We start from the raw sequence: 12987 nt of genomic DNA, 5'->3' as shown, positions 1-12987 counted from the left end.
AGAGACCATGAAACTTACTTTTCATTCCATAGCTATCTTACTAATTTCCATCTTATTATCTCCTCTTGCTCACGCAAAAGAATCATGGAAATTGTGTGCTATTTACCCACACTTAAAAGACTCTTATTGGCTTTCTGTCAATTACGGCATGGTTGAAGAAGCAAAACGTAACAATATTGAATTAACCGTTTATGAGTCAGGTGGTTACCCTAATATTGATCGTCAAAAAGAACAGATCAAACAATGCGTATCTATTGGTGCTGACGCTATTCTTTTAGGTACTGTTGACCCTATTATTTATCAACATGATTTAAAAAGATTAACCTCAGGGATACCTATCTTAGCTACCGTAAATCAATTAACGAGTTCATTACCTCCTCTGCCCCCCATTCATCTTGGTGAAGTCGGTGTAGATTGGTACGACATGGGCTATAAAGCGGGAGAGTTTTTAGCTAAAAGGCACCCTAAAGACTCTGGTATCACTTATATTGGTTGGCTACCAGGACCTAAAACTCGTGGCGGAACAAAACCTGTAACGAAAGGATTTAATGACGCAATAAAAGAAAGTGATATTGTAGTCAGTGCGACCTACTGGGGAGATAACAGTAAAGAGTTACAGCGCAACCTTATTCAAGATGCGCTTCAAAGTGAAAAACTAGATTATTTAGTAGGTGGAGCCGTGGCAATTGAGGTTGCCATCAGTGAACTTGCTAGTAGAAAAATGCAAAATGAAGTTGGATTAGTATCTACTTATCTAAGTCATGCGGTATATCGCGGTTTATTACGTAAACGTGTGCTATTTTCTCCTACTGATAAAATGGTTTTACAAGGTAGATTGAGTGTTCAACAGGCGATTGGATACTTAAATAATAAACCACTACCTTTTAGGTTATCTCCAAAGATAGAAGCATTAACACCAAACCATTTACCAAAAAATGTATTACTCGATTCTCTCTCTCCTGCGGAATACCGCCCTACGTTTTTTGTAGCTGCACAACCTTAGTTGCAGTGTCATTTAGTTGAGATGTAAAAGTAGTAAGTTAAAGAAAATTATAATTAAGGAACCTTTAATGAAAAAAACAACACGGATTATCCCTGCCCATAAAAATATAGCGCTTGTGGCTCATGACCATTACAAACCAGAGCTTTTACGTTGGGTTACAGAAAACAAGGAAGCATTACAAGGTCATTTTCTATTTGCTACAGGCACGACAGGAAACATTCTTAGCAGAGAAACCGGGTTAGCGATTAAAAGTTTATTAAGCGGACCTATGGGGGGAGATCAGCAATTAGGCGCTTTAATTTCAGAAGGTAAGATTGATATGATGATCTTTTTCTGGGATCCATTAAATGCGGTTCCTCATGATCCAGATGTAAAAGCCTTACTACGCATAGCAACAGTATGGAACGTTCCTGTAGCGATGAATCGTGCTAGCGCAAAACTAATGATCACATCTCCAAACATGACAAAAGAAGTTAAGATTGAGATCCCAGATTACGCTGCATATTTAGCTGAACGTTTATAATTCCAATCTAATTACAAAAAATAAAGCTCTTACTTAACCTTAAGTAAGGGCTTTTTTTATAAAAAATATACTGCTATTCAATAATAACGGGATAGTCTTTATCGACAATTTCCTGAACAAAAGGAGAAGGCTTACCGTGATATGCGATCCAGACTTTTTTCTTTGCTCTTGTTAATGCTACATAAAATAAACGACGTTCTTCTGCATAACTGAATTCCTCCTCATGAGGAAGTAATGCACCGTCTAATGACTCTGCTCGAGTTTTCATTGGAAACTGCCCGTCTGTCATTTCAACGATAAACACATAATCAGCTTCAGTACCTTTACTCGAATGGCACGTTTTATATTCTAGGTTTAACCCAGGATAAAATGTTTTCCACTCTTCAAAACAGTCAGGTTTATGATTGTGGTTTCGTCCCAAAATGAGTACGTTATCTCCAGTTTTACTATTCTTCGACAGTGACAGTAATTCTTTTTCAATTGAATTATGCTCAATCACTTTCACTGCTTTTCGTTTTTGCTTAGTAAAGCTGTTCAGCTCTTTTTTAAGCTGCATTGGGTTCTCTTGAATAAACCTATTTGCCACCGCACCAATTTGATCATTAAAGCGGTATGTCGTCGATAAATGTGCAATTTGGGTCGATTGGAAACGTTTTTCAAACCCTGTTGTTAACGATACATCTGCACCAGCAAAACGATAAATTGCCTGCCAATCATCACCTACCGCAAATAAGGTTGCTTTTTCTTGACGCGCATTTTCGTTATGACAAATAGCTTCAATTAAATCTAATCGCTGTGGGGAAATATCTTGGTATTCATCAACCATAACAAACGCCCAAGGCAAAGCATATTTTTTATCATTTATGTATTGCTTGGCTTTTGAGATCATCAGCTCGTAGTCAATCGCCTCTTCATGTTTTAACGTTCGCTCATACGCTTTAAAAAATGGCCACACGATATTTAATTCACTTTTTAATCGTGCAACATCAACATGCGATTCTATCTTTTCTAGAATTGTTTTTTTGTCCAATTGCAATGCATTAAGTTGGCAAATCTGTTTATACAACCACTCTTGAAGCTTCTCATTATGTGATTCTTCTTTTAAATCAACATCACCACGAAGGTAGGCAATTGGCCATTTTTTAAGATGTTTTTTCCAGCGGTTTGTTGCTGTCGCATTTTTCCACTCAGAATCAAGCACATGAATAAACCACTCTTTCCGGCTTTTTACATCAGTAACAAGGCAAGAAAGCTTAGGTTGTTGATATTCAGCATGACGGATAATTTCTAAACCCAATTGATGAAACGTAGCCACTTTTACTTTTTGGCCAACATCCGCACCTAATTTCTCAATGATTCTGCCTGACATCTCTTGAGCGGCTTGACGACCAAAGGCAAGTAATAACACTTCATCAGGCTGCGCCTGACCACTTTCAATTAGATAATTAACTCGAGCAACCAACACGCTTGTTTTACCAGAACCTGCGCCTGCTAAAACTAAAGTATGATCTTCGTTTAACAATAGTGCGCTTTGCTGAGATTCATTTAATGGTTGAGATTCACATTCAGAAAAAAAGGCTTTCCACTCTGTTTTTTGCTCTTCTAACCAATCGTCATTAAGAACTTTTAGCTGTAATTCAGGATCGGTAAGCCAATCTAGAACAGGGGCAATACAATCTGGTTGAAGTTGCTCAGCAAGCGGAATAGAAAGCCTTGTTTGTTCAAATAAATCATACAGCTTTTCAACCATCAACAAGGCTTCTGTTTGCTTAAGAAAACGGCGCTGAGATCTAAACTCTTCAACTAAATCCAACATTTGTGGTTTAAGTTGATTAAGCATCGCTATTTTAGATTCTTTCCAATCTGCATATGAATTTAATACCGTATTAATAATGGCGTCACACTCTTGCCAAGGTAAACCAGACACACGCCATGCGACTTGTTCATTACGGTTATAAAAACACAGAGAACTCCAAACCAACCCTCTTTGAAAGGTAACCTTGCCACTCCATTTATCAAATGGAACAGATACTTGGAACTTATGTGAAGTAAACAACAGCTGCTCTTGCTCTAATTCAAGTTGATAATAGTCACCTTGAACTAACCACTGAGCGAAGGTGGTTGCTTTTATCTGCATGATTCGATACTACCTAAAGATAATTGTATTGATGAGTGTATTTATACACCCATAAATGTCTGGAAGAGGGATAGGATATCAGGTTCTTTTTTTGTTGTCCCAGATCAGTATTAAGACAATGATCTACTCTCTGCTACTTTTTTCTCAATAGGACTTTGTTATGATGGCTTTTTTCCATAAATTAGATAATACCTATCGTGAGCTATCACCAACTTTTTCGTCAATATTGGTCTAATAAAACCATTAATTTTAGTGTCCGTGTATTAATCGCTCTAGTGGGTGCCGTTATACCATGTTGGTACCTAGAACAAAATACCGCTATTACCCCATTAATTTTAGGAATTATTGCTGCAGCACTAGCAGAAACTGACGATAAATTATCTGGTCGATTAAAAGCTCTTTTCTTAACATTTATTTGCTTTGCTATTGCAGCTTTCTCTATTGAGCTTCTTTTTAAAACCCCCGTCTTATTTGCAATTGGTCTTTTCTGCTCAACGTTCTCTTTTATTATGCTGGGAGCTTTAGGTCCTCGCTACGCAAGTATCGCATTTGGCTCCTTACTCATCGCTATTTACACCATGTTAGGTGCAGCTGAAAGCCCTAATATTTGGTATCAACCGATGCTTCTTCTCGGTGGAGCAGCTTGGTACTATTCAATCTCATTGACTTGGCAAATTTTCTGGCCTTTACAACCAGTACAACAAAACTTAGCCACCGTTTTTGAAACAATGGCGACTTATTTGAATAGCAAAAGTGAGTTGTTTCATCCCGTCACAAATCTAATACCTCAGCCTTACCGTCTTCAAGAAGCAAAAAATAACGCGCAAATGGTGACGGCATTGAATAACAGTAAAGCATCTTTATTAACGAGAGCAAAAGGTGGCCATGTTGTTGGTGCAAGCGATCGCTTTCTAAAAATTTATTTTATTGCTCAAGACATCCATGAGCGAGTCAGCTCTAGTCATTATCGCTATCAAGACCTTGCTAATACATTTAACCGAAGTGATATTCTCTTTCGCTTTAAGCATTTATTACATAGCCAATCAGAGGCTTGTAAAGAAGTTGCTCGCTGTTTATCTCTTGGTTTACCTTACCAACACGCTCAAACCTCTATCTTTGCTTTAGATGAACTACAACAGTCACTTATTGCTCTAAAAGAACAACAGCGACCAGAATGGCGCTTATCAGTGATTCAATTGGAATATTTATTTAATAATCTCGCTACCGTTGAACGTCAGTTTGCCAATATCAGTAATCCTGAACGCAGCTTAGAAACAGAAGAAGATACAGTATTAGCCGATCAAGGCGCACATACACCAAAAGCAATGTGGCAACGATTAAAAGCGAATCTAACAACAGATTCCGTTCTATTTCGCCATGCAATTCGAATGGCATTAGCATTGACTGCTGGCTATGGAATTATTCAAGCATTTGATTTAGACCGTGGTTATTGGATTTTATTAACCACGCTTTTTGTTTGCCAACCAAACTACAGTGCAACCAAAGAAAAACTCGTTGCTCGCGTCGCTGGAACACTTATTGGTTTATTGGCAGGGACGGCACTGTTAGTCTTGTTCCCTTCACTTGATAGTCAGTTAGTCTTAATGGTCATTGCTGGTGTGCTCTTTTTTGCTTTCCGTCTTGCAAATTATGGTTTTGCTACAGCATTCATCACCATTTTGGTTTTGTTCTGTTTCAACCAATTAGGCGAAGGCTACGCGGTAATACTTCCTCGCTTGGGAGATACAATCGTAGGCTGCGTCCTAGCTGTAGTTGCCGTGACTTACATCTTGCCAGATTGGCAATCTAAACGCTTGCACAAGGTAATGGCTGATACCGTTCATGCCCATCAAGATTATTTATCAAATATTATTGCTCAGTATCGAGCAGGAAAAAAAGATTCTCTGCAATATCGATTGTCTCGTAGACAAGCTCATAACAATGAAGCGGCCCTCAGTTCAGCCATTAGTAATATGTTGATTGAACCTGGGAAATACCAAACCGCAGTGGATGAATCATTCCGCTTTCTTTGCTTATGCCATGCAATGCTAAGCTATATATCAGCGCTTGGAGCCCATAGAGTACGATTAAAAGATGAAGAAACCCATCAATTAGTTGCCGAATCACACCGTATTATTCATTCGCATTTGAATCAAATTCAATGCCAACTGAGTAATACCGAGTGCAGTGAAAAACTAAATATTGTCGCTGAAGAAAGCATTGAGAAACGTTTATCAGAATGGCGTGATGAAGATGAAAACTCAGTAAAAATGGTATTACAACAACTGCATTTAATGCATCAAATCTTACCTGAAATGCATGCATTATCAGCAACATTAGGCACTCAAGTAACAGAGAAAAAATAGAAGGCTAAAGTTTGAACTGGATCTTTTTGGCTTATCGATAACTTGATGTTTATCAATTTTTTTTAGAACGAGGCGTCTACACTGGTGTTAGAGATACTTTTTAATAAAAGAACACCCTAACTCAGTTGGAGGCCTCACTATGAAAAGTGTATTTATTGCTGCTTTTGTTGGAATTGCTAGCCCAGATTTAATTAAACAACTCGCCTCTGTTACCCATGAGGAAGGAGGAAAATGGCTAGTAAGTAAAGTTCATTACCTTGATGCTCATATCTCAGCGGTAATAAAAATAGAAGTCCCAACAAACCATAAAAAAGCAGTACAAGATTATTTTGCATCGCAAGATGACTTATTGGTCACTTTCACTGATGCATTAGAAACGATTGTTGAACATCAACACACAAGATTAAAAGTCGATGCGGAAGACCGAGCAGGGATCGTTAATGATATTAGTAATATCTTGCAGAAAGAATCAATTGAATTGATCGATATGGATAGCCATCGAATTGGGGTTCCAGCAAATGGAAGCAGCGTATTTACGGCAACATTAAGCTTAAAATTACCAATTAGTGCTAATATTGATGACTTAGCTGCCGAAATTGAGGCACTAAGTAATGATATGGTTGTTACCGTTATTTAGCTAAACACTACGTAAATAATTAAAATGGCAGCCTAATATGCTGCCATTTTTATATACAAAGATAAACGTTAGTTTACAACCCATTGTGATAATGAACGTTTAAAATCGTCATAACCAAATTCATTTAGTTTTTCGATCTCTCCTGTCGCACGCTCACAGTATATGGATGGCATTTTCAAACCATTAAACCAATTTAACTTCACCATGGTATAACCAGCACTGTCTAGTAGGTGTAACTTCTGACCTATTTCTAATGGTTGTTCAAATTGCGTTTCGCAAAACTGATCTCCCGCTAAACATGAACAAGATCCAATCACATAATTGTATTTTCCATTCTCAGAAGACTCTAATACTGATGCTGGTTCATTATAGATTAAGGTATCAAGACGATGTGCTTCTGTTGCAGAATCAACTATGGCTGTTTTCTTACCATTCTCAACAATATCGACCACACTCACAACAAGATCCGCTGTTTTTGTAATGATCGCTTCGCCCGGCTCAAGGTACAGTTGTACTTTATGTTTCTCTGAAAACATTTTTAAGACAAAAGCGAGCTTTTCAACATCATAACTTGGCCATGTAAAGAATACTCCGCCACCTAAGCTTACCCACTCTAGCTTATCGAGATAAGCACCGAATTTATCTGAAATCGAATCTAATAACGATGAAAATGCATCTACGTCTTTATTTTCACAATTCATGTGGAACATAACACCATTGATATTCTCAAGCACTTGAGGATCAAGATGATCAGCTTGTACTCCTAAACGTGAAAATTCACGAGCAGGGTTAGCCAAGTCTTGGCCTGCGTAACTGACTCCGGGATTTAAACGAAGCCCTATTGATGCTTTTCCTTCAACTAAATGTCGATAAGCGGTAAGTTGCGATTGCGAATTAAAGATCATTTTATCGCAAATATCGACGACTTCTTTTACATCATCTTCACTATAGCCAACACTGTAAGCATGGGTTTCACCACCAAAAGTTTCATGACCTAATTTAACTTCATAAGGACCACTGCTTGTTGTACCGTCAAGATAAGGTTTAATGATGCTAAATATACCCCACGTCGAAAAGCATTTTAATGCCAATACTAACTTGACCCCTGATCGCTCTTTTAATTGTTTAGCTACTTCGAGATTAGCAACTAACTTCTTTTCATCAATCATAAAATAAGGGGTTTTTAAGTTATTCTTATTCAATTGAGCCGTCATGATTATGTTCTCTACTAATTTAACAACGTTAATGTGATATTCAGTTTCATCACATCAACCATGGTTATTTATCTAGCTTCAGACGTTATTATCAGAACCTAATTTATTTTAACGTATTGATCTTTGCTTGCCCTGGCACTAACTCTTGCACATGCCAATCCAGGCCAATTGTTGGCATCGTTTCGAGAAACGGATCAGGATTTAATTGTTCCATATTGAAAACACCAGCATCAGCCCATTTACCACGAAAAAATTGTAATGCTGCAGTAATTGCAGGTACACCTGTAGTATAAGAGACCGCTTGATGCTCTACGTCCTCATATGCCACTTCATGATCCGCATTATTGTAAATAAATACACTGCGTTCTTTACCGTCTTTTTTACCCTGCACCCAAGTTCCAATACAAGTTAATCCTGTATAACCGGGAGCAAGAGAGGTTGGATCTGGCAATAACGCTTTTAATACATGTAGAGGTTGAACAACCGTACCGTCATGTAATGTCAGTGGTTCAGGACTTAATAAACCAATATCACGCATACAATTAAAATAATTTAAGTAGGTGTCACCAAAACCCATCCAGAATTCAATCCGTTTTGCAGGGATAAACTCTTTCATGGAGCGCACTTCATCATGTGCCATTGAATAAACTTTATGATTACCACAATGAGGGAAATCAAACTCAAGCATACGTGTATGACACGGAACTTGCTTCCATTCTCCATCTTCCCAATAGAAAGAATCCCCTTGGATCTCTAACATATTAGTTTCAGGATCAAAATTGGTTGCAAACTTTTTACCATGATCACCATTGTTAATATCCATTACATCAATGGTTTCAATCTCATCAAACAGATGTTTAACCGCATAGGCAGCAAATACACTAACTACACCGGGATCAAAACCAGCACCTAAAATGCCAGTGATACCTGCATCTTTGAATTTTTCACGGTAACCCCATTGCCAATCATAGGCTTCAGGCACTTGTTGTCCTTCCGAGCATAGATCTACGGCTACCGATGTGTCTAAATACGAGACTTTTGCTTGGTAGCACGCTTCCATAATAGACATATTTACCCATGGAGGACCTGCATTAATGACAAGATCAGGCTTAACATCTTCAATAAGAACAACAAGTGCGTCAATATCATTTGCATTTACGGCTTTTGCTTCTAACTTTTTCGTCGTATCTTTTAGGTTATTCTTACCTTTAATCGATTCGATGATCTTTTCACATTTTGTAATGGTACGAGACGCAATCGTAATATCACCTAAAGTGTCATTATTTTGAGCTGCTTTATGTGCAATTACCCATCCAACGCCACCAGCGCCAATTTGTAGAATAGACATTATAGTTTTACCCTTATTTTTCTAATTCAATTATTAAATTTTCAATTTTCTCTAATAAAGACTCAAAATCACTGATCTTTAAACATGGATTTAATATGGTGAATTTCAACGCCGTCTTTTCATCCACAACAGTTTCACCTAACACTGCAATTCCACGAATTAATGCTTCAACTCTCAGCTTTTTGTTAAAACCATTTAACTCTTTGATATTTTTATTTTTAACTCGAAATAAAATGGTTGTTAATGAAGGTATTTCCAGTAATTCAAAACCCTCACGGTGAGTAATTAATTCAGCGACTTGTTGCGTCTGGTCTAACAAATGATCGTACATTTTACCTAGCTGATCTGGCCCGACACTTTGCATTGTCATAAAGACTTTTAGCGCATCAAATCGTTTCGTTGTCGCAATCGACTTATCAACTAAATTAGGCAGTTCATCCTCTTCTCGATTTAAGTACTCAGCATGATGTAATAAATAACCAAGGTGTGATTTATCTTTCACTAATAACGCACCACAGCTGACTGTTTGATAAAACAGTTTATGAAAATCAACACTGAGTGAATCTGCTTTATCAATACCGTTCAAACGCTTCTTATGGCGACTTAATACCAGCGCACCACCATAAGCAGCATCAACATGGAACCACATACCTTCTGTTTGAGTTAGATCAGCAAGAGCCGATAAATCATCAATAGCACCATGATCCGTCGTCCCTGCAGTTCCTACTAATACAAAAGGAATTAAGTCACTTTCTTTTAATTCATGAAGCGTTTTTTCTAATGAATCGATATTAATCGTCCCATTACCATTAGTATCAACACTACATACTGAACTCTCCCCTAAACCCAATAAAGAGGCTGATTTTTGGATAGTAAAATGTGATTTTTTAGAGCATATGATTCGCAACCTATCTGCGTAATCAGGTAAGCCCATTTGTTGAATAGAATGATCGCTCATTCTGTCGGAAATCCAATCCCTAGCAAGCAGTAACCCCATTAAATTGCTTTGTGTACCACCGCTAGTAAAAACACCGTCAGCCTTATGACCTAACTGGTATTTTCCACAAACCCAATTAATCACTTTTTGCTCGACGTAAGTTGCAGATGAAGCTTGATCCCAAGAATCCATTGATTGATTTAAAGCCGCTATCATCGCCTCTGCAGCAATTGCAGATAATAATGGTGGTGTATGAAGGTGAGCAATGCAATGAGGATGCTGGACAAAGATGGCGTTTTTGATTACCAAATTGATTGTGTGATCAATAACATCACGCAAGTTATTTGGCTTACTATCGAAATCAATGTTATGGATTGCTTGTTCAAGCAGTGCAGGTTCAAGTCCAGAGTAAGGCTTATCTATCTTTTCAAATACAGAAGACAGTGCTTTGTTAGTGTGGTTTAGCATCGTGAGGAATTGTTCAGATCCTCCTTCACCAGTTTGGATGAAATGTTGCTTCCAACTGTCTTGCGGATCTTGCTTATGTTGCTCATATTGCTCATATTGCTCTTCAGGCATGAGTGAAATAATGGCTTTCTCTAGTACTTTTAACGCAAAATCTATTTGTTCAAGGCTAATAATTAAGGGAGGTAAGAAACGAAGAACGGACCCATCTCGACCTCCTTTTTCAATCATAAGTCCACGCTCTAAGGCAGCCCGTTGAATCGCTAATGTAAGTTCACCATCACTATTTGGTTCTCCAAACTTATTTTTACTTCCGTCTCTTTGTTGGATCTCGATACCCAACATAAGGCCGCGACCACGCACTTCAGCAATACAACTGACTCGCTGTTGAATTGCTTGCAATCCTTTTTTAAAATACTCTCCAACAGCTTGCGCTTTAGTTACTAAATTATCACGTTGTATTATCTCTAATGCTTTTGATCCTGATACCATAGCAAGCTGGTTTCCTCTAAAGGTTCCCGTGTGCTCTCCTGCATTCCAAGTATCTATCGTCTTGTTAAATACAAGCAATGACATTGGTAATCCACCACCAATAGCTTTCGATAGGCAAAGAATATCAGGCGTGATCCCTGACTCTTCAAATGCAAAGTTGTCCCCCGACTTAGCTACACCACATTGAATTTCATCAAGAATTAATAGAATATTATGTTCGTTACAGACTCTACGTAATTCTTTTAACCAAAATGCTGGCGCTGGAATAACACCACCTTCTCCTTGGATGGGCTCGACGATCATGGCTGCAGGTTTCATAATTCCTGATTCATCGTCATTTAATAAACGTTCGATATAGCGAATGCTCGCTTTCGCACCAACCTCTCCTCCGATACCAAAAGGACAGCGGAGATCGTATGGAAATGGCATAAAATGAACATCTGACATTAAACCCGTTCGACGGACTTTTGTACTGAGATTACCCATTAATCCCATAGTGCCATTAGTCATACCATGATAAGCCCCACGAAAAGCAAACATAGTGTTTCGACCTGTCGTTTGCTTTGCTAACTTTATTGCTGCTTCTACAGCATCTGCTCCGGAAGGTCCGCAAAATTGAATAACCGAAGACTCTGAAAAATAAGAAGGTAAGAATGATTTAACCTGTTGAATAAATTTATTTTTAACAGGGGTGGTTATATCTAGTGTTTGATACGGTAGGCCTGAATCTATATGCTCCTTAAGTGCTTGATTAATTTCGGGGTGGTTATAACCTAGTGCGAGAGCACCTGCTCCTGCAAGACAATCTAAATAAATTTGCCCTCGAGTATCCTCAACTAGTGCACCACATGCTTGTTGTATCGCTATTGGAAAACGACGAGGATAGGATCGGACTTTGGATTCATTTTTAGATTGTTCAACAACGTGATGATCTGGAGTTAAGTCATAAAGTTCATCGACGATAGGAATTTCAACTGAAAATTTTGGTATTACAATGTCAGCATTGACATCAAAAAGTGTACTCATTTTTCTAACCTTGAAAAATCATATATTCCTTTAACTTAATCATGCTATTTTTTTGACAAAAAAATGCCAAAAACTAAAGGATAAGAAAGTTAAGATGTAAAAATGCATTCCATAGCAATGTGCTTATGGAAGTTAAGCCAAGTAATGGCTATGATTTTTCAGAGATTCAAGGTTCAGTAATGCTTCTAGCTTCAAGAACCGGACAGATTGGAAAAATAAAGCGGATTGTGGTGTGTAATTTAAATGCGTTCACTGTTGGGTTTCCCATAAACGTGACGTTTTGTCACTAGTATCCCTTCTATCAACAATACTCTTGCTGATACCTACCCTACGTATTTACTACTTTCTTTGATAGTAAAACGCGTCTCCCCCAGAGCGACTCCGAGATTGTGAACGAAAATAGCATATCTGTTCATAATATAGCAATGATTTTTCATAATAGAATTATCATTTAGATCTTATACCAATGTAATTAACTGGATGATCTATTTATTACACAGGAAAAATCGCTTAGGGTAGAATATGATAAGTAGTTATTCTGCAATACTATTTTTTAACGCAGCCATTAAGTGATTTAATCGGTAATAATGGTCTTTATCAAGTAACTCTTATTTCTGACAATTATAGAGTCATTTTACTTTGCTATAAATGTCAAGAAGCCCAATCATTTCTAATTGAGCTTCTGCTTTCTATTTAAAGGAACTAGAGCAGCGTGAGCTCGACCTGAGCAAGGTTGCACCTACCAGCTTAGTGCTAGTTATTGAGATTATGAATCGAGTCTCTTTTTTACTCTGCTGAAAACGTCAAAAAGCCCAATCATTTCTGATTGGGCTTTTTAA

At 37.8% G+C, this 12987-nt stretch carries 8 protein-coding genes; 4 read left to right on the top strand and 4 right to left on the bottom strand.

What is annotated here, in order from left to right; translation table 11 throughout:
* Positions 1 to 7 precede the first annotated feature (7 nt).
* Together torT and BTO23_RS03075 are read left to right on the top strand one after the other, a co-directional pair.
* Positions 8 to 1003, top strand: coding sequence for a TMAO reductase system periplasmic protein TorT (gene torT / locus BTO23_RS03080; RefSeq protein ID WP_105062909.1), 996 nt, complete (start codon positions 8 to 10; stop codon positions 1001 to 1003).
* A gap of 67 nt (positions 1004 to 1070) precedes the next feature.
* The gene (locus BTO23_RS03075) at positions 1071 to 1526 is read left to right on the top strand and encodes a methylglyoxal synthase (protein ID WP_060991337.1); all 456 of its coding nucleotides are present in this window, start codon (positions 1071 to 1073) and stop codon (positions 1524 to 1526) included.
* 73 nt (positions 1527 to 1599) lie between these two features.
* Here the strand turns inward: BTO23_RS03075 and helD are convergent, their stop codons facing one another.
* Positions 1600 to 3663, bottom strand: a complete 2064-nt coding sequence (helD, locus tag BTO23_RS03070) for a DNA helicase IV (RefSeq protein ID WP_105062908.1) — start codon at positions 3661 to 3663, stop codon at positions 1600 to 1602.
* Between the two features lie 197 nt (positions 3664 to 3860).
* Here helD and yccS point away from each other — a divergent pair, with 197 nt between their 5' ends.
* Together yccS and BTO23_RS03060 are read left to right on the top strand one after the other, a co-directional pair.
* A complete protein-coding gene (gene yccS, locus BTO23_RS03065; RefSeq protein ID WP_061030083.1) occupies positions 3861 to 6029 on the top strand; it encodes a YccS family putative transporter in 2169 nt (722 codons plus the stop codon).
* Positions 6030 to 6168: 139 nt separating this feature from the next.
* Positions 6169 to 6666: a glycine cleavage system transcriptional repressor gene (locus BTO23_RS03060; RefSeq protein ID WP_061013856.1), complete on the top strand. Its 498-nt coding sequence runs from the start codon at positions 6169 to 6171 to the stop codon at positions 6664 to 6666.
* Between the two features lie 68 nt (positions 6667 to 6734).
* On the opposite strand, the gene nspC is transcribed toward BTO23_RS03060, so the two are convergent.
* The 3 genes from nspC to BTO23_RS03045 form a co-directional block, all read right to left on the bottom strand.
* A complete protein-coding gene (nspC, locus tag BTO23_RS03055) occupies positions 6735 to 7868 on the bottom strand; it encodes a carboxynorspermidine decarboxylase (RefSeq protein WP_172794743.1) in 1134 nt (377 codons plus the stop codon).
* Positions 7869 to 7983: 115 nt separating this feature from the next.
* The gene (locus BTO23_RS03050) at positions 7984 to 9228 is read right to left on the bottom strand and encodes a carboxynorspermidine synthase (protein WP_105062907.1); all 1245 of its coding nucleotides are present in this window, start codon (positions 9226 to 9228) and stop codon (positions 7984 to 7986) included.
* A 13-nt stretch (positions 9229 to 9241) separates the two neighbouring features.
* A complete protein-coding gene (locus tag BTO23_RS03045; RefSeq protein ID WP_105062906.1) occupies positions 9242 to 12148 on the bottom strand; it encodes a pyridoxal phosphate-dependent class III aminotransferase in 2907 nt (968 codons plus the stop codon).
* Positions 12149 to 12987 lie beyond the last annotated feature (839 nt).

Origin of the sequence: Aliivibrio sifiae (genome assembly GCF_002954715.1) — a bacterium.
GTDB classification, from domain to species: Bacteria; Pseudomonadota; Gammaproteobacteria; order Enterobacterales; family Vibrionaceae; genus Aliivibrio; species Aliivibrio sifiae.
Note: the sequence above shows the minus strand (reverse complement) of the source record. Positions and strands in the feature narration are given on the sequence as shown.